Here is a 17,896-nt window from a genome sequence, read left to right as displayed (position 1 = left end):
CGCGCAGGATTCACAGCGGTCGCACTGTCCCGGTGAGATACGGGTAGCGCTTGGTGATGTTGCGCAGGTTGATGTCCCAGCCGTTGTCCGCCTGTTCGATGTAGAGCCCGGCGCTGGCGGGCAGCACCAGCGGCTTACCGAATCGCACCGAGTAGCTCACCGCATCGGGCAGCTTGCCCTCTAGATTCACCAGAACCGCTGCAGCACTGAACATCCCATGCGCGATGACAGTCGGGAACCCGAACAGCCTGGCGCCGACCGGATTGGTGTGAATCGGGTTGTGGTCCCCGCTGACGGCGGCGTAGCGGCGAATCTGGCTGGGTGTTACTCGCAGGATTGCGTTGGGTGGCGGCAGTTTTGGCTGTTTCTGCGGTGGCGGTTTGGGCTCGTCGGATAAGCTGGTGCGTTGCTGATGCAGAAACGTCGTCACCTGATGCCAAGCAGGCTCGTTGCCGACGCTGACGTCGGTCACCAGGTCGACCAGCAGACCCCGGCGATGTTCGCGGAGGTTCTCCGCATGCACCCGGACGTTGACGGTGTCGGTCACCGCGATCGGCCGGTACTGAGTGATGTGGTTCTCGATATGAACCGATCCCATTGCGGGGAAAGGGAAATCGAAGCCGGTGACCAACGACATCATGGTCGGGAAGGTCAGTGCGAAGGGGTACGTCAGCGGCACGTTGTCGCCGTAGCGCAGCCCGGTGACCGCCGCATAGGCAGCAACGTTGGTGCGGTCGATGGGCAGGTCTTTGACTGTCAACGTCCGGTCGGGCGGCCGGTCGCCTCGCGGCACGAACGGCAGTGCCCCGGCCGCCGCGCGCACCAGATTCTTCAGGCCACTGGGTTGGGTCATGGTTGTCACGCCCCCAACATCGCCTGGCCGCACACCCGAATCACGTTGCCGGTCACCGCATTCGACGCCGGGCTGGCGAAATAGGCGATCGTCTCGGCCACGTCGATGGGCTGGCCGCCCTGATACAACGAGTTCAGCCGGCGCCCCACCTCGCGGGTGGCCAGTGGGATCGCCGCGGTCATCTGGGTTTCGATGAATCCCGGCGCGACGGCGTTGATGGTGATGCCTTTCTCGGCGAGTTCCGGTGCCAGCGCCTGGGTCAGGCCGATCATGCCGGCCTTGGTGGTGGCGTAGTTGGTCTGGCCGCGGTTGCCGGCGATACCGGCCATCGACGACAGCCCAATCACCCGGCCGCCTTCACCGATGCTGCCATTGCCGACCAGCCCCTGAGTAAGCCGAAGTGGCGCAAGCAGATTGACCGCGAGCACTGCGTTCCACCGGTCAGCGTCCATGTTGGCGAGCAGCTTGTCGCGGGTGATGCCGGCATTGTTGACCAAGATGTCGGCCCGGCCGTTGTAGTGATCGCGCAGATGCTCGGTGATCTTGTCGACGGCATCCTGCGCGGTGACGTCGAGTGTCAGCGCGGTGCCGCCGGTCCGGCTTGCGGTCTTCTCCAGAGCCTCGGCGGCGCCCTCGACGTCGATCGCGACCACCCGTGCACCGTCGCGGGCGAACACCTCGGCGATCGTCGCGCCGATGCCTCGGGCCGCGCCGGTCACGATGCCGACCTTGCCGTCCAGCGGCCGGTCCCAGTCCGCCGGCGGGGTGGCATCCTCGGCGCCGACGTAGAACACCTGGCCGTCGACGTAGGCCGACTTGGCCGACAGGATGAACCGCATCGTCGACTCCAGGCCGGTCGCGGCCGGTTTGGCGTCGGGCGCGAGGTAGACCAGCGCGACGGTGGCGCCCCGGCGCAGCTCCTTGCCCAGCGAGCGGGTGAAGCCTTCCAGCGCCCGCTGGGCGATTCGCTCGTCGGTGCTGCCGGCCGCCTCGGGGGTGGTGCCGACCACGACGACGCGACCGCAGGCGCCGAGGTTGCGCAGCAGCGGGGTGAAGAACTCATACAGCGCCGTCAGCTCGGCGGGGGCGGTGATGCCGGTGGCGTCGAAAACCAGCCCGCCGAACGAGTCGGCCCAGCGGCCGCCGAGGTTCGCGCCCACCACGTCGTAGTCGGCGTCCAATGCCGCGCGCAGCGGCTCAACCACCCGGCCTTGGCCGCCGATCAGCAGCGAGCCGGCCAGCGGCGGATCACCGACGCGGTAGCGGCGCAACGGCTCGGGCTGGGGGATGCCGAGTTGCTTGGCCAGAAACGATCCGGGGGCCGAGTTGACGACTTGGGAGAATAGGTCTGGTGGAAGCTTGCGGGCCACTGATGTTGCCTTCCGTGTCGAGCGTTCCTGCTATCGAAAACGGTATCGGAGTCCTAACTTACTCCAGAGTAAGAACGGTGGGTACTATGGGTCCCAGACCGCGAATAACCCTCAACCGACGGAGATAACCGTGGCTACTGCAAGTTCTTCGACCAAGACGAGCACTCAGCGCCGGGTCGCCGTCCTGGGCGGCAACCGCATCCCGTTCGCGCGTTCCGACCGCGCCTACGCCGAGGCGTCCAACCAAGACATGTTCACCGCGGCGCTGGCCGGATTGGTCGACCGGTTCAATCTGGCCGGCGAGCAACTGGGCGCGGTGATCGGTGGCGCGGTGCTCAAGCACAGCCGTGATTTCAACCTGATGCGCGAATGCGTGCTGGGGTCGGCGCTGTCGTCCTACACGCCGGCATTCGACATTCAGCAGGCGTGCGGCACCGGTCTGCAGGCGGCGATCGCCGCGGCCGACGGCATCGCCGCCGGCCGCTACGAGGTCGCCGCCGCCGGTGGGGTGGACACCACCTCCGATGCGCCGATCGGTCTGGGCGACAACCTGCGCCGTACGTTGCTGGGGCTGCGTCGGTCCAAATCCAACGTCGAGCGGCTCAAGCTGGCCGGCAAGTTACCGGCCAGCCTTGGCGTGGAGATCCCGGTGAACAGCGAGCCGCGCACCGGGCTGTCAATGGGCGAACACCAGGCCATCACCACCAAGCAGATGGGCATCACGCGACGCGACCAGGACGAGCTCGCTGCGGCCAGCCATCGCAACATGGCCGCGGCCTACGACCGGGGTTTCTTCGACGACCTGGTTACGCCGTTTCTGGGCCTCTACCGTGACGACAACCTGCGACCCGACGCGTCGGTGGAGAAGCTGGCGCAGCTCAAGCCGGTGTTCGGGGTGAAATCCGGTGACGCCACGATGACGGCGGGCAACTCGACGCCGTTGACCGACGGCGCTTCGGTGGCGTTGCTGTCCAGCGAAGACTGGGCCGAAAAGCACGGGCTGACTCCGTTGGCGTATTTCGTCGACGCGGAAACGGGCGCAGTGGACTATGTCAACGGCGCGGACGGGCTGCTGATGGCCCCGACCTATGTGGTGCCGCGACTGCTGGCGAGAAATGGACTGCAACTGCAGGATTTCGATTTCTACGAGATCCACGAGGCGTTTGCTTCGGTGGTGCTCGCGCACCTGCAGGCGTGGGAATCCGAGGAATACTGCAAGCAGAAACTGGGCTTGGACGCCCCGCTGGGGTCCATCGATCGGGCCAAGCTCAACGTCAACGGTTCGTCGTTGGCGGCCGGGCACCCGTTCGCCGCGACCGGCGGGCGGATTCTCGCGCAGACCGCCAAGCAACTGGCGGAGAAGAAGGCCAAGCAAAAGGGTGCCGGCAAGCCGCTGCGCGCGCTGATCTCCATCTGTGCCGCCGGCGGCCAGGGAGTGGCCGCCATCCTGGAAGCCTGACACCCGCCCGCGGGAAATTTCGCGGGCAGCAGTCGGGCAATGGTCGGGAAATGGTTTAGCGACCCGACGCCGCGGTTATCCGATTTGCGGATTGCTCCGTGTTGTCGTCCGACCCCCCGACCCGATGACAGCGCGGAGCATCCCTGTGATTTGGCCGCAAGACGGCGGCCAGCTAGAGGGGGCCACCGCTCGGAAGAGGGGATTCAGCGGTGGCCCCCCGTATAGGAATTGTGGCGCTGCCCAAGACACAAATTCCCCCATTCCGCAATGAAATGGGGGAACGTGCGTTGGCGGTGCTTGGTGGAGGGGCTAGAAGGCCGCCTCGTCAAGCTCCATGATGTCGTTGTCGAGCGTCTCGAGCACCTGACGAGTGCCGGTCAGCAGCGGCAGGAAGTTCTTGGCAAAGAACGACGCCACCGCGATCTTGCCCTCGTAGAAGGCCCGGTCGGTGTCGCTGACCCCGGCGTCGAGCTTCTCGATGGCCACCGCGGCCTGACGCTGCAGCAGCCAGCCGATAATCAGGTCGCCGACGCTCATCAGGAACCGCACGGAGCCCAGGCCCACCTTGTAGATGCTGCTGATGTCCTCCTGCGCGGCCATCAGGTAGCCGGTCATCGCCGCGGCCATCGCCTGCACGTCGGCCAACGCGGTAGCCAGCAGCGCCCGCTCGGCCTTCAACCGGCCATTGCCCGCCTCGTTCTTGACGAACTCCTCGATCTGGCTCGACACGTGGGCCAGCGCCACACCTTTGTCGCGGACGATCTTGCGGAAGAAGAAGTCCTGCGCCTGGATGGCCGTGGTGCCCTCGTAGAGGGAGTCGATCTTGGCGTCCCGGATGTACTGCTCGATCGGGTAGTCCTGCAGGAAGCCGGAGCCACCGAAGGTCTGCAGGCTCTCGGTGAGCTTGGCGTAGGCCTGCTCCGAGCCGACACCCTTGACCACCGGCAGCATCAGGTCGTTGACCCTGACGGCCAGGTCGGCGTCCACGCCCTGCACGGCCTTGGCCACCTCGGCGTCCTGGTAGGTCGCGGTGTAGAGGTACAGCGCACGCAGACCCTCGGCGTAGGCCTTCTGGGTCATCAGCGAGCGGCGCACGTCGGGGTGATGGGTGATGGTCACCCGCGGCGCGGTCTTGTCGGTCATCTGGGTCAGATCCGCACCCTGCACACGCTCCTTGGCGTAGGCCAGCGCGTTGAGGTAGCCGGTCGACAGCGTCGCAATCGCCTTGGTGCCGACCATCATCCGGGCCTGCTCGATGACCTCGAACATCTGCGCGATGCCGTTGTGCACCTCGCCGACCAGCCAACCTTTGGCGGGCACGCCGTGCTGGCCGAAGGCCAGCTCGCAGGTCGCGGAGACCTTCAGACCCATCTTGTGCTCGACGTTGGTGACGAACACGCCGTTGCGCTCGCCCAGTTCACCGGTCTCGAAGTCGAACAGGAACTTGGGCACGAAGAACAGCGACAGACCCTTGGTGCCGGGGCCGGCGCCCTCGGGGCGGGCCAGCACCAAATGGAAGATGTTCTCGAACAGGTCGCCGGAGTCACCGGACGTGATGAAGCGCTTCACGCCCTCGATGTGCCAGGAACCATCGTCCTGCTTGATCGCCTTGGTCCGGCCGGCGCCGACGTCCGAGCCGGCGTCCGGTTCGGTGAGCACCATGGTGGCGCCCCAGCCGCGCTCGGCGGCCAGCACGGCCCACTTCTTCTGCTCTTCGGTAGCGAGGTGATAGAAGATCGCCGCGAACCCGGCGCCACCGCCGTACATCCACACCGCCGGGTTGGCGCCCAGCAGATGCTCATGCAGGGCCCACACCAATGCCTTGGGCATCGGCATGCCGCCGAGCTCCTCGTCGATACCGACTTTGTCCCAGCCGGCCTCGAGCACAGCGCGCACCGACTTCTTGAACCCCTCCGGAAGCGTCACGGAGTGCGTCTCCGGGTCGAAGACGGGAGGATTACGGTCGCCCTCGACAAACGACTCGGCGATGGGGCCTTCAGCCAGTCGGCTGATCTCCGCGAGCATCTCGCTGGCGGTGTCGGCATCTAGGTCGCTGTAAGCACCCTCCCCGAGAGCCTTGTCGACTCCGAAGACTTCGAACAGATTGAATACCTGGTCGCGAACATTGCTTTTGTAGTGGCTCACGTGTCCTCCTCGATGAGACTGCCACTCGTGGTTGGGTACTAGGGCTAAGTTACCCACCAGTAACAGCGATAAGCATACCCATCGGTAACTTGAACGCAACACAGTGTGAGCTAAATTTCATCGGCTAAACAACCAACCGGTTGGGTTCTCGTTGATCGCGACCGTGGCGCGCCGTCTCACCAGCGGTGATGATGGGCAGGTGGCATCTGTGTCGAGCATCACTACCCTGCCTGTGGTCGATCTGAGCGCGCGCCCCGGCACACTGCGCAGGCAGCTGCGCGAGGCGGGCCACGACGTCGGCTTCTGCTATCTGACAGGCCATGGTGTGCCACAGCGGCTCACCCGCGAGCTGCTGGCGGCGGCGCGGCGGCTGTTCGCGCTGCCGCAGGCCGACAAGGACGCCATCGCCATGGTGCACAGTCCGCATTTCCGCGGCTACACCCGGATGGGCGGCGAGCTGACCGGTGGCCGGGTGGACTGGCGTGAGCAGCTCGACATCGGGCCGGAGCTGCCCCCGATCGGCGGTCCGGGCAGGCCGGATTACTTGTGGTTGCAGGGCCCCAACCAGTGGCCCGCCGGGTTGCCCGAGTTGCCCGAAATCATCAGGTCGTGGGACGCGGCAATGTCCCGGGTCGCCCGCACCCTGTTGCGGCACTGGGCGGCCGCGTTGGGCAGCCCCGGCGACATCTTCGATGCGGCCTTCGCCGAGACACCGGCCACCCTGATCAAGATCGTGCACTATCCGGCCGGTGCGCCCACCTCGCAGGGAGTGGGCGCACATCGCGACGCCGGGGTGCTCACGCTGTTGGCGGCCGAGCCGGGCACCCGGGGACTACAGGTGCGCCCGCCGCGCAGCGCCGCGGGCGACTGGATCGACGTCCCGGCGCGCGACGACGCGTTCGTCGTCAACATCGGCGAGCTGTTGGAGGTTGCCACCGGGGGGTATCTGCGGGCTACCGAGCACCGGGTGAATCTGCGCGAGGCGGCCGACCGGATCTCGGTGCCCTATTTCTTCAATCCGCGATTAGATGCGCACCTGCCCGTGCTGTCGCTGCCCGATCACCTCTCAGCCGATAGCGGCTTCCGCGCGGACCCGTCGGATCCGATTTTCTCGGTGTATGGGCGCAACGCCTGGAAAAGCAGATTGCGGTCGCATCCCGATGTTGCCGCAGCGCACGGCTACTCGGGTAGTGTCAGGATGCGAAAACCCCACCAGACGAATGAAGCCCGGTGAATCAATCCGACAAGCTGACACCGTCGTCGCTGCGTGACGCCTTCGGTCACTTTCCGACCGGGGTGGTCGCGATCGCGGCCGAAGTCGACGGGGTGCGTGAGGGCTTGGCGGCGAGCACATTCGTTCCGGTATCGCTGGATCCGCCGCTGGTGTCGTTCTGCGTGCAGAACACCTCGACGACATGGCCCAAGCTCAAAGGCGTGCCCGCGCTGGGGATCAGCGTTTTGGGCGAAGCGCACGACGACGCCGTGCGCACGCTGGCCGCCAAGACCGGCGACCGTTTCGCCGGGCTGGAAACCGTGGTCAACCGCAGCGGCGCCGTGTTCATCCAGGGGACCAGCGTGTGGTTGGAAAGCAGCATCGAACAGCTGGTCCCGGCCGGTGATCACACGATCGTCGTCTTACGGGTGAGCGACGTCCGGGTGAACCCCGACGTGGCACCAATCGTGTTTCACCGCAGCGTTTTCCGACGACTCGGCGTCTGATCGTTCAGCGGCGGAACAGTTTATTGCCCAGCCACACCAGCGGGTCGTACCGGTGGCCGGCCACCCGCTCTTTCATCGGGATGATGGCGTTGTCGGTGATCTTGATGTTCTCGGGGCACACCTCGGTGCAGCACTTGGTGATGTTGCACAATCCCAGGCCGGCCTCGTCCTGTGCCAGATCGCGCCGGTCCGCGGTATCGAGCGGATGCATCTCCAGCTCAGCGAGGCGGATGAAGAAACGCGGGCCGGCGAAGGCCTCTTTGTTCTCCTCGTGATCACGGATCACGTGGCACACGTTCTGGCACAGGAAGCATTCGATGCACTTACGGAATTCCTGCGACCGCTGGACGTCGACCTGCGCCATGCGGTACTCGCCGGGCTGCAAATCCTTGGGCGGGGCGAATGACGGGATCTCACGCGCTTTTTCGTAGTTGAACGACACGTCGGTGACCAGGTCGCGGATCACCGGGAACGTCCGCAGCGGCGTCACGGTGACCACCTCGTCTTCGGCGAAGGTCGACATGCGGGTCATGCACATCAACCGCGGTTTGCCGTTGATCTCCGCCGAGCACGATCCACACTTGCCCGCCTTGCAGTTCCAGCGCACCGCAAGATCGGGTGTTTGGGTCTGCTGCAGGCGATGGATGACGTCGAGCACCACCTCACCCTCGTTGACTTCGATGGTGAAGTTCTGCAGTGCGCCGCCGGTGTCATCGCCGCGCCACACCCGCATGGTGGCGTTGTACGTCATTAGCTTCTCCGTCCCGGGTGCTCGGCCAGCTCGCCGTCGGTGTAATACTTTTCCAACTCGGAAATCTCGAAGAGTTCCAGCAGGTCGGGTCGCATCGGCACTTGCGTCTGGCGGCTGACGCTGATGTGGGGGAGGCTGCGGTCACCTTCGGCCCGGCACACCAACAGCGTGTTGCGCCACTCGGCTTCCATCGCGGGATGGTCGTCACGGGTGTGCCCGCCCCGGCTCTCGGTACGTTCCAGCGCCGCCCGGGCCACGCATTCGCTGACCATAAGCATGTTGCGCAGGTCGATGGCCAAATGCCACCCCGGGTTGTATTGACGGTGCCCCTCAACCTGCAGCCTGGTGAACCGCTCCCGCAGCTCATCGAGCCGCGACAACGCCTGGGTGATCTCGTCGGCCCTGCGGATGATGCCGACCAGCTCGTTCATCGTGTCCTGCAGGTCCATCTGCAGCTTGTACGGATTCTCTGGAGAACCGTCTTTGGGCCCGTCGAACGGTGACAGCGCCAGCTTGGCCGCGGCGTCGATGGCCTCCTGGGAAACCGCCGGGCGGCTGTGCAGAGCCCGCACGTAGTCGGCGGCGCCCAACCCGGCGCGGCGGCCGAACACCAGCAGGTCCGACAGCGAGTTGCCGCCGAGCCGGTTGGAGCCGTGCATCCCGCCGGAGCACTCGCCGGCGGCGAACAGCCCGGGGACGATGGCCGCGCCGGTATCCGGGTCGACCTCGACACCGCCCATCACGTAGTGACAGGTCGGCCCCACCTCCATGGGTTCCTTGGTGATGTCGACCCCGGCCAGCTCCATGAACTGGTGATACATCGACGGCAGCCGCCGCTTGATCTCCTCGGCCGTCAGGCGTGAGGCGATGTCGAGGTAGACCCCGCCGTGCGGGGTACCACGCCCGGCCTTGACTTCCGAGTTGATTGCGCGGGCGACCTCATCGCGCGGCAGCAGGTCCGGCGTGCGCCGGGCCGAGTCGTTGTCCTTGAGCCACTGGTCGGCCTCTTGCTCGGTCTCGGCGTACTGGCCTTTGAACACCGGGGGGATGTAGCCGAACATGAACCGCTTGCCCTCGGAATTCTTCAGCACCCCGCCGTCGCCGCGGACGCCTTCGGTGACCAGAATCCCCTTCACGCTGGGTGGCCACACCATGCCGGTCGGGTGGAACTGGACGAACTCCATGTTGATCAGCGTCGCGCCGGCCCGTAGCGCCAGCGCGTGCCCGTCACCGGTGTACTCCCAGGAGTTCGACGTCACTTTGAACGACTTGCCGATCCCGCCGGTGGCCAACACCACAGCGGGTGCCTCGAACAACACGAACCGGCCGGTCTCGCGCCAGTAGCCGAACGCGCCCGATATCCGGTCGCCGTCTTTGAGCAGCTCGGTGATCGTGCACTCGGCGAATACCTTGATCCGCGCCTCGTAGTCGCCCAGTTCGGCGTGATCCTCCTGCTGCAGTGAGACGATCTTCTGCTGCAACGTGCGGATGAGTTCCAGGCCGGTGCGGTCGCCGACGTGGGCCAGCCGCGGATAGGTGTGCCCGCCGAAGTTGCGCTGGCTGATCCGGCCGTCTTTGGTGCGGTCGAACAGCGCGCCGTAGGTCTCCAACTCCCAAACCCGGTCCGGCGCCTCCTTGGCGTGCAGTTCGGCCATGCGCCAGTTGTTGAGGAACTTGCCGCCGCGCATGGTGTCGCAGAAATGGACTTGCCAGTTGTCTTTGGAGTTGACGTTGCCCATCGCCGCTGCCGCGCCGCCTTCGGCCATCACTGTGTGCGCCTTGCCGAACAGGGACTTGCACACCACGGCAACTTTCAGGCCCCGTTCGCGCGCCTCGATGACCGCACGCAAACCTGCGCCGCCGGCACCGATCACGACTACGTCGTAGGCGTGCCGCTCGACCTCAACCATGAATCCTCGCTTGTCTTGTCAGCCAATAAACCTGAGGTCATTGATGGTGCCGCTGGCCACCAGCATGATGTAGAAGTCGGTTATTACCAGCGTGCCCAACGTGATCCAGGCGAACTCCATGTGGCGGGTGTTGATCGCACTGACTTTCGTCCACAGCCAGTACCGGATTGGATGCTTCGAGAAGTGCTTGAGCCGGCCGCCGGTGACATGACGGCAGGAGTGACACGACAGCGTGTAGATCCAGAGCAGGGTCACGTTGCCGACGAGAATGACGTTGCCTAAACCGAATCCGAATCCGGACGGCGAGTGGAAGGCCTTGATGGCATCGTAGGTATTGATCACCGACACGACCAGCGCGATGTAAAAGAAGTACCGGTGGCTGTTCTGAATGATCAGCGGGAGCCGCGTTTCTCCGGTGTAGGTCGAATGCGGTTCGGCGACAGCGCATCCCGGCGGTGACTGCCACACCGATCGGTAGTAGGCCCGTCGGTAGTAGTAGCAGGTGATCCGGAAGCCCAGTAGGAATGGCAGCACCAGACTTCCCAACGGCATCCACCACGGGAAGTGGCCGAACCACACGCCCAGGTGGCTGGCCCCGGGTACACACGATGCACTGACGCACGGCGAGTAGAACGGCGTCAGGTAGTGGTAGTCGTCAACCCAGTAGGCGCTGCCCCACATCGCCCGGACAAAACCGTAGATCAAAAACGCAGCAAGCCCGAGGTCTGTTAGCAGTGGTGCCTTCCACCACCGGTCGGTGCGCAGCGTGCGCTGCGGCAGCTGCGCGCGGTTGGGTGAGAAGACGCCGGTAGCAGGACGGTTCGCCGTGGGTGCGCTCATCTACTGTGATCCTCTTCGGTGGGGCTCGTTGGAGGGTACTAAGTCACATATGAGCGCCCCGAATGCGGGGGTGGTCAGAGCCTGCTGTGACCACCTACCCCCTCGTCATCGACGTCGCGCCAGAACTCGGCGTCGTATTCGGTGTCCGGGATCGCGATCTTCTCGCCCGAATAGGGCGGGGTGACCGAGGTCAACTCCAATTCGCTGGCGTCGATGTCGAGCAGTTCGACATCGTTGAGGATCCGCTCGGCGTCGTTGACGATGCGGCGCATCGCGGGGGTATCGCCGTATCGCGACTTCAACGAGGTAACGCACCGCCGCAGACCACCGATGAGGTTGTGCAGTTCGGCGAGTTCAGTAGTGCTCGACAACGGATCTCCCTGCGCAGATGGTGTCATGGATCACAGTACGTTCGCTGTCGATACTATCCACTTCAGGCAGCGGAGGTGAGCCAAGTCACGTCCGCGCGACGAAAGGTCGCGATGGCAACCGACAGGACTCTGGCCGACCGGGCAACGGCGTTGCTGGCGCTGCATCAGCCCGGCAACCCGGTAATTCTGCCGACGGTGTGGGACGCGTGGTCCGCGCAGCTGGCAGCCGGCGCCGGGTTCGCCGCGCTCACCGTGGGCAGCCACCCGGTCGCCGACTCGGTGGGCAAGCCGGACGGCGAGGGCATGTCCTTCGACGACCTGCTGGGCCGGGTCGCCCAGATCACCGCCGCGGTGCAGGCGCCGGTGTCGGTGGACATCGAATCGGGTTACGGGCTGCCGGCGGCGCAACTGATCGACGGGTTGATCGGGGCGGGCGCGGTGGGGCTCAACATCGAGGACACCGTGCACAGCGAGGGCAAACGACTGCGCTCGGCGGGTGAGCACGCCGAGTTGGTCGCTGCCCTGCGCGCGGCTGCCGATTCGGCCGGTGTGCACGTCGTGATCAACGCCCGCACCGATCTGTTCTTGCGTAACGACGGTGACGACTCGGATCGGGTCGATCGCGCGGTGGCGCGGCTGAAACAGGCCGCGGCGGCCGGTGCCGACGCGTTGTACCCGGTGGGTCGCCACCAGCCGGAAACATTGCGGCGCTTCTGTGCTGAGCTGCCGCTTCCGGTCAACGCGATCGCCCTGCCCGACCAGGACGACCCGGCATCGTTCGGTCCGTTGGGTGTCGGGCGGATCAGCTTCGGCCCGTTCCTGCAGGGCGCGCTGTCGGCGCGGGCCAACGAGATTCTTCGCCGCTGGGCATGACAAATCCGGTGGAGCCGTTGGGCCCCACCGGATTTGGTGTCACGAACCTTACTTGGTGATCGCGATGCGCTTTGCGCCCTTGCCGGCTTGGTCTTTGTAAGCCCCCGCTACTCGAACGGTGAGCACACCGGCGTCGTAGGACGCGCTGAGCGCGTCGTCGGTGATGTGCGCCGGCAGCTGGAACGAGCGGTGGAACGAGCCGTAGCGGACTTCGCGCAGCATGCGCCCGTCCTTCTCCTCAGCGTGCTCGTCGCGGCGCTCGCCGCGGATGACCAGCTGTCCGTCGACGAGTTCGACGTTCACGTCCTTGTCGACATCGACACCGGGCAGCTCCAGGCGCACCACCGCGTCGTCGCCTTCCCGGACGATCTCCGCGGCCGGGCTGAAGCCATCAACTCCGAAAACCGGCTTGAACCAGTCGGTCACCGCCGCAGGCCCGAAGAAATCTTGCAGCCACCGGTCGGTGTCCCATCGCAGCCATCGGTCGAGGTCCCATGCAGGACGCGACCACAGTGTGATGTTGCTCATTGCTCTCTCCTCGTCGTGATGCGACCGACACCGCGTCGGTCTGCTATCCGGTAAAACCTGAGTCGCCTACGCTTAAGTTCCACCTGGATGTTCGCTCATAGTGAACGTGAGCCAGGCCGACTTGTTTCAGTGTGAGATCACCGTCACGACGAGGGCACATCATGTGAAACATCCCGGAAATATCGCATTCCTAGCCTCGTGAACATGGCTCCGGTCGGAAATCCCTGCGCCACGCGCGATGTCGTCGTGGTCGGACATGGCATGGTGGGCCACCGGTTCGTTGAAGCGCTGCGCGCCCGAGACACCGACGGTCGCTGGCGAATCACTGTGCTGGCCGAGGAATCCGACCCCGCATACGACCGGGTGGGTCTGACCGGCTACACCCAACACTGGCAACGCGACCAGCTCGCCTTGCCCGGCAACGAGTACACCGGCGACGAGCATGTCAGGCTGCTGCTGAACTCCCGGGTCGCCGATATCGATCGGGCCGCCAGGCAGGTGGTCACCAGCAGCGGTAAGCAATTCGGCTACGACAAACTGGTGCTGGCCACCGGGTCTTACGCCTTCGTGCCCCCAGTTCCGGGCCACGACCTGCCCGGCTGCCACGTGTACCGCACGCTCGACGACCTGGACGCCATCCGTGCCGATGCCCAGCGCACCCTCGACGCCGGCCACATCAGCACCGCCGTGGTCATCGGCGGTGGCCTGTTGGGGTTGGAGGCCGCGAACGCGCTGCGCGGGTTCGGGTTGCAGACCCACATCGTCGAGTTGGCGCCGCGACTGATGGTCCAACAGCTCGACGAGGCCGGCGGCGCGCTGCTGGGCAGGATGATCGCCGACCTCGGGATCTCGGTGCACCTCGATGTGAAAACCGATTGGATCGAATCCTTCGAGCATCTGGATGGCTGGCGATCGCTGCGCGTACACCTGTCGGACTGCGAGGTCATCGACGCCGGCCTGGTCATCTTCGCCGCAGGCGTGCGGCCACGGGACGAATTGGCGAGCGCGGCGGGCCTGGCGATCGCCGACCGTGGTGGCGTGCTCACCGACTTATCCTGCCGGACAAGTGATTTCAATATTTATGCGATCGGAGAGGTGGCGGCCATCGAGGGCCGCTGCTATGGCCTGGTCGGGCCGGGGTACACCAGCGCCGAGGTGGTCGCCGACAGGCTGCTGGACGGTGCGGCTGAGTTTCCCGAACCCGACATGTCGACGAAGCTCAAGCTGCTCGGTGTCGACGTCGCCAGTTTCGGCGACGCGATGGGCACGACCGAGAACTGCCTGCAGGTCGTCGTCAACGACGCGGTCAAGCAGACCTACGCCAAGCTGGTCCTCTCCGACGACGCGAAAACTCTGCTGGGGGGGATTCTCGTCGGCGACGCCAGCGCTTACGGGGTGCTGCGGCCGATGGTCGGCTCCGCGCTTCCCGGCGACCCGCTCGCGCTGATTTCACCGGCCCCAGGCAGCGGTGCCACGGGGCTGGGAGTGGGCGCGCTGCCCGGTTCGGCGCAGATCTGCTCGTGCAACAACGTCACCAAGGCCGAGCTGACCGACGCGATCGCCGGCGGCTGCACCGATGTGGCGGGCCTGAAATCCTGCACGGCGGCGGGTACGTCGTGTGGTTCGTGTGTGCCGCTGCTCAAGCAGTTGTTGGAGGCTGAGGGGGTCGAGCAGTCCAAGGCGTTGTGTGAGCACTTCGGTCAGTCCCGCGCCGAGCTGTTCGAGATCATCACCGCCACCTCGATCCGCACCTTCTCCGAGTTGTTGGAGCGCTTCGGCACCGGAAAAGGCTGCGACATCTGCAAACCCGTCGTCGCCTCGATATTGGCGTCCACCGGATCAGAACACATCCTCGACGGCGAACAGGCGTCCCTGCAGGACTCCAACGACCATTTCTTGGCCAACATCCAACGCAACGGCAGCTATTCGGTGGTGCCGCGGGTTCCCGGTGGGGACATCAAACCCGAACATTTGATCCTGATCGGCCAGATCGCGCAGGACTTCGGCCTGTACACCAAGATCACCGGCGGCCAGCGCATCGATCTTCTCGGCGCCCGCGTCGATCAACTGCCGGCGATCTGGAAGCGGCTGGTCGACGCCGGGATGGAATCCGGGCACGCGTACGGCAAGGCGGTGCGCACCGTGAAAAGCTGCGTGGGCAGCGACTGGTGCCGCTACGGACAACAGGATTCGGTGCAACTGGCCATCGACTTGGAGCTGCGCTACCGGGGGCTGCGCGCCCCGCACAAGATCAAGCTGGGTGTGTCGGGCTGCGCCCGCGAATGCGCCGAGGCCCGCAGCAAGGACGTCGGGGTGATCGCCACCGAGAAAGGCTGGAACCTCTACGTGGGCGGCAACGGCGGCATGACCCCCAAACACGCCCAGCTGCTGGCCAGCGACCTCGACACGGCGACACTGATCCGCTACATCGACCGGTTCCTGATGTTCTACGTGCGCACCGCCGACCGGCTGCAGCGCACCGCGCCGTGGATCGAATCGCTCGACGGCGGACTCGATCACGTCCGCGAAGTGGTGTGCGAGGACTCGCTGGGGCTGGCCGCAGAGTTCGAAGCCGCAATGGCCCGCCACGTGGCCAACTACAAATGCGAATGGAAAGGCGTGCTGGAAGACCCCGACAAACTGTCGCGGTTCGTCTCCTTTGTCAACGCCCCCGACGCCGTCGATTCGACGGTGGCCTTCACCGAGCACAACGGCCGCAAAAGGCCCGCGCCGGTATCCATCGGTATGCCTTCGATGCCGCAGGCATCGGATAGTCAATGTCAGGAGATCTCATGACGCTGTTAGACGACATGACCGACGTGGCGACATTCGCTGACGAAATCTGGACCACAGCATGTGATTACGACTACCTGATCCCTGGCCGGGGTGTCTGTGTGCTGCTGGACGACGGGTCGCAGGCGGCGTTGTTCCGGCTGGACGACGGATCATTACGTGCGCTGGGCAACATCGACCCGTTCTCGGGCGCCGCGGTGCTGTCCCGCGGAATCGTCGGTGACCGCCGCGGACAAGCAGTGGTCCAGTCACCGATCGCCAAGCAGGCTTTCGCGTTGGACGATGGCCGCTGCCTCGACGATCCCGCCGTGGCGGTGCCGGTCTACCCGGTCCGCGTGATCGACGGCACCGTCCACGTCGGCCGGTCTCCTCGCCTTCAGGCCGGAACGGCGGTGCGGGCCGCCTGAAACCGGCTCGCGATGAGCCGGGCCAGGCCCGGGTGAGCGCTCAGCGGTGCGCTGACCAGATCGGCACCCGCGCGGTGCGACCGCTCGAAGAACATGCCTTCGGCCAGTAGGTAGGACGCGACCGCTACCCGGCGAGTAGACCTCGAACGCGCCCGGGCAACCGCCTGCTCGACCGTGGGCTCACCGGTTGCGGCGAAGGCCAAATCCACCGCCGATCCGGTCAGCGCGGAGAGCATCCTGGCGGTGCTGCGCAGATCGGCGCGGGCGGCGTGATCGGACGTGCCGGCCGCCGCCAGCACGATCGAATCTCCTGGGCGCCAACCAGACTCACGTAGCTGGTCGATCACGATCATGGCCAGTTGCGGGCTGGGCCCCAGCGCGGGCGTGACGGTGACGTCGGGATGGCCGCTGGCCGCGACGTGCGCGGGCAGGTCGGTGCGCACATGGTATCCGCGGGACAAAAAGGCCGGCACCACGATTGCAGGCTCGCCGCCGGCCGCCGCGTTGGCGAGTATCTCGGTGGGCGTGGGTCCCAACACGTCGACGAATCCCACCTGCACGGTGTCATTCAGCAATGTGCTGACCTGTTCAGTGAGGTCGCCGATCATGGCGATGCCCTCTGGGCGGCGTGTGCCGTGCGCCACCAGGATCCGGCTCATGCGACGTCCCATTGCTCGTCGATGGCCAGTCGATAGCCGCGTTTGACGACGGTTGCCACGATGTTCCTGTCGCCCAACGCTGTTCGAAGGCGCAACACGGCGGTATCGACCGCGTGGGTGTCACTGCCGTTGCCCGGCAAAACCCGAAGCAATTCACTGCGAGCGACCACGGCCCCCGGCCGTTGCGCCAATGCGCGCAACGTCGCCATGCCCGCGGGCGACAGTGGCTTGATGGCGCCGTCGACGAGCACACACGATCCGCGGATCTCGATGGCGTGACCCGCTGCGTGCAGCGTGCTGGACCGCAGCGACGGCAGTTCGTCGGCGATGTGACGGGCCAACGCGCCCAGCCGCATGCGTTGCGGCGAAGATGTCGGAATGCCCAGGCGCACCAGTGGTTGAGCGGTGACCGGGCCCACGCACATGGCACGCACGTCGGTGCGCAACGCGGCCAGCAGCTGGTCGTAGATGCCCATTTCGCGGGCCCGCTGTAGCGTCGCCGCCACCGCCGGTGCCGAGGTGAAGCTGACCGCATCCACCTGACGCTGTGCGATCTGGGCGACCAGCGCGTTGAAGTCTACCGGTGGAGCGGGCTGCCAGCGGTACACCCGGACCGGCACCACTTCGGCTCCGGCCGTACGTAATTCGTCAACAAACTCCGGAAACGGGTCCCAGTCCGCGCTGGCGCCATGCAGCTGCAGCGCGATCCGGCGACCGTGCACACCGGCCTCCAGCAGGTAGTGCAGCACCTCACGGGAGGATTCCGATTGCGGGCTCCACTCCTCGTGCAACCCGGCGGCACGCAGTGCCCCGGTGGCTTTCGGCCCGCGGGACACAATACGGGCGCTTGCCAGGGCTTTGAGCAGCAGGTCGGTCAGCCCCCACCCGTCGGCAGCGGCGATCCAGCCGCGAAACCCGATACCCGTCGTGGCGATCAGAATATTTGGCGGACGGGCGACCAGCGCCTCGGTGTGGCGGTGCAGTTCGTCGTCGTCGTGCAGTGCGACTTTGGTGATCGCGGGGGCGGCGCAGACGGTGGCGCCTTGTTTGCAGAGCATCGCGCACAGCTCGTCGGCGCGATGCACGGACGTCACTGCCACTCGGTAACCGGCAAGCGGTAACGAGTCGGGTTGACCCATAAAACGTGTGTATGCCCGACAGATTGCCGCAGCGTTACCTGGGAATTTCCGACGAGTTGCTCCGGCGTCACGCGGCCGG

16 protein-coding genes are annotated in these 17,896 nt (G+C 65.7%); 6 read left to right on the top strand and 10 right to left on the bottom strand.

Annotation, left to right across the window (positions count from 1 at the left end):
- Window positions 1–10: 10 nt before the first annotated feature.
- A complete protein-coding gene (locus tag MSP7336_RS03995) occupies window positions 11–853 on the bottom strand; it encodes a MaoC/PaaZ C-terminal domain-containing protein (protein WP_113964764.1) in 843 nt (280 codons plus the stop codon).
- Between the two features lie 5 nt (window positions 854–858).
- Complete coding sequence (locus MSP7336_RS03990; RefSeq protein WP_113963092.1) at window positions 859–2,223, bottom strand: 3-oxoacyl-ACP reductase; 1,365 nt, start codon at window positions 2,221–2,223, stop codon at window positions 859–861.
- Window positions 2,224–2,353: 130 nt separating this feature from the next.
- Between MSP7336_RS03990 and MSP7336_RS03985 the strand changes: the two genes are divergently transcribed.
- Window positions 2,354–3,682 carry an acetyl-CoA C-acetyltransferase gene (locus MSP7336_RS03985; RefSeq protein WP_113963091.1) on the top strand — a complete coding sequence of 443 codons (1,329 nt, stop codon included), beginning with the start codon at window positions 2,354–2,356 and terminating at the stop codon, window positions 3,680–3,682.
- Window positions 3,683–3,991: 309 nt separating this feature from the next.
- On the opposite strand, the gene MSP7336_RS03980 is transcribed toward MSP7336_RS03985, so the two are convergent.
- Entirely contained in the window at window positions 3,992–5,827 is a 1,836-nt protein-coding gene (locus MSP7336_RS03980; RefSeq protein ID WP_069397133.1) for an acyl-CoA dehydrogenase, read from the bottom strand.
- A gap of 199 nt (window positions 5,828–6,026) precedes the next feature.
- Between MSP7336_RS03980 and MSP7336_RS03975 the strand changes: the two genes are divergently transcribed.
- Window positions 6,027–7,061 (top strand): isopenicillin N synthase family dioxygenase, encoded by a 1,035-nt coding sequence (locus MSP7336_RS03975; protein ID WP_372507641.1) that lies wholly within the window; start codon window positions 6,027–6,029, stop codon window positions 7,059–7,061.
- Window positions 7,058–7,546, top strand: coding sequence for a flavin reductase family protein (locus tag MSP7336_RS03970; protein WP_069397132.1), 489 nt, complete (start codon window positions 7,058–7,060; stop codon window positions 7,544–7,546). The genes MSP7336_RS03975 and MSP7336_RS03970 overlap by 4 nt, the downstream gene beginning before the upstream one ends.
- A 4-nt stretch (window positions 7,547–7,550) precedes the next feature.
- On the opposite strand, the gene MSP7336_RS03965 is transcribed toward MSP7336_RS03970, so the two are convergent.
- The 4 genes from MSP7336_RS03965 to MSP7336_RS03950 all read right to left on the bottom strand — a co-directional run bounded on the left by MSP7336_RS03965 (window position 7,551) and on the right by MSP7336_RS03950 (window position 11,418).
- Window positions 7,551–8,297: a succinate dehydrogenase/fumarate reductase iron-sulfur subunit gene (locus MSP7336_RS03965; RefSeq protein ID WP_069397131.1), complete on the bottom strand. Its 747-nt coding sequence runs from the start codon at window positions 8,295–8,297 to the stop codon at window positions 7,551–7,553.
- Window positions 8,297–10,207, bottom strand: coding sequence for a fumarate reductase/succinate dehydrogenase flavoprotein subunit (locus MSP7336_RS03960; RefSeq protein ID WP_069397130.1), 1,911 nt, complete (start codon window positions 10,205–10,207; stop codon window positions 8,297–8,299). The genes MSP7336_RS03965 and MSP7336_RS03960 overlap by 1 nt, the downstream gene beginning before the upstream one ends.
- Window positions 10,208–10,225: 18 nt before the next feature.
- A complete protein-coding gene (locus tag MSP7336_RS03955) occupies window positions 10,226–11,047 on the bottom strand; it encodes a hypothetical protein (protein ID WP_069397129.1) in 822 nt (273 codons plus the stop codon).
- Between the two features lie 74 nt (window positions 11,048–11,121).
- Complete coding sequence (locus MSP7336_RS03950; protein WP_069397158.1) at window positions 11,122–11,418, bottom strand: hypothetical protein; 297 nt, start codon at window positions 11,416–11,418, stop codon at window positions 11,122–11,124.
- 111 nt (window positions 11,419–11,529) lie between these two features.
- On the opposite strand from MSP7336_RS03950, the gene MSP7336_RS03945 reads away from it, so the two are divergent.
- On the top strand, window positions 11,530–12,291 hold the full coding sequence (locus tag MSP7336_RS03945) for an isocitrate lyase/PEP mutase family protein (protein WP_069397157.1): 762 nt from the start codon (window positions 11,530–11,532) through the stop codon (window positions 12,289–12,291).
- A 48-nt stretch (window positions 12,292–12,339) separates the two neighbouring features.
- Here the strand turns inward: MSP7336_RS03945 and MSP7336_RS03940 are convergent, their stop codons facing one another.
- Entirely contained in the window at window positions 12,340–12,819 is a 480-nt protein-coding gene (locus MSP7336_RS03940; protein ID WP_069397128.1) for an Hsp20/alpha crystallin family protein, read from the bottom strand.
- A 204-nt stretch (window positions 12,820–13,023) separates the two neighbouring features.
- Between MSP7336_RS03940 and nirB the strand changes: the two genes are divergently transcribed.
- Entirely contained in the window at window positions 13,024–15,615 is a 2,592-nt protein-coding gene (gene nirB / locus MSP7336_RS03935; protein ID WP_113963090.1) for a nitrite reductase large subunit NirB, read from the top strand.
- A complete protein-coding gene (gene nirD, locus MSP7336_RS03930; RefSeq protein WP_069397127.1) occupies window positions 15,612–16,019 on the top strand; it encodes a nitrite reductase small subunit NirD in 408 nt (135 codons plus the stop codon). The genes nirB and nirD overlap by 4 nt, the downstream gene beginning before the upstream one ends.
- Here nirD and MSP7336_RS03925 read toward each other — a convergent pair.
- Together MSP7336_RS03925 and MSP7336_RS03920 are read right to left on the bottom strand one after the other, a co-directional pair.
- Window positions 15,989–16,678, bottom strand: coding sequence for a sirohydrochlorin chelatase (locus tag MSP7336_RS03925; protein ID WP_069397126.1), 690 nt, complete (start codon window positions 16,676–16,678; stop codon window positions 15,989–15,991). The genes nirD and MSP7336_RS03925 overlap by 31 nt on opposite strands.
- The gene (locus MSP7336_RS03920; protein WP_069397125.1) at window positions 16,675–17,817 is read right to left on the bottom strand and encodes a uroporphyrinogen-III synthase; all 1,143 of its coding nucleotides are present in this window, start codon (window positions 17,815–17,817) and stop codon (window positions 16,675–16,677) included. Before MSP7336_RS03920 ends, MSP7336_RS03925 begins: the two co-directional genes overlap by 4 nt.
- Between the last annotated feature and the right edge of the window lie 79 nt (window positions 17,818–17,896).

The organism is Mycobacterium shimoidei (assembly GCF_900417275.1).
GTDB classification, from domain to species: Bacteria; Actinomycetota; Actinomycetes; order Mycobacteriales; family Mycobacteriaceae; genus Mycobacterium; species Mycobacterium shimoidei.
Note: the sequence above shows the minus strand (reverse complement) of the source record. Positions and strands in the feature narration are given on the sequence as shown.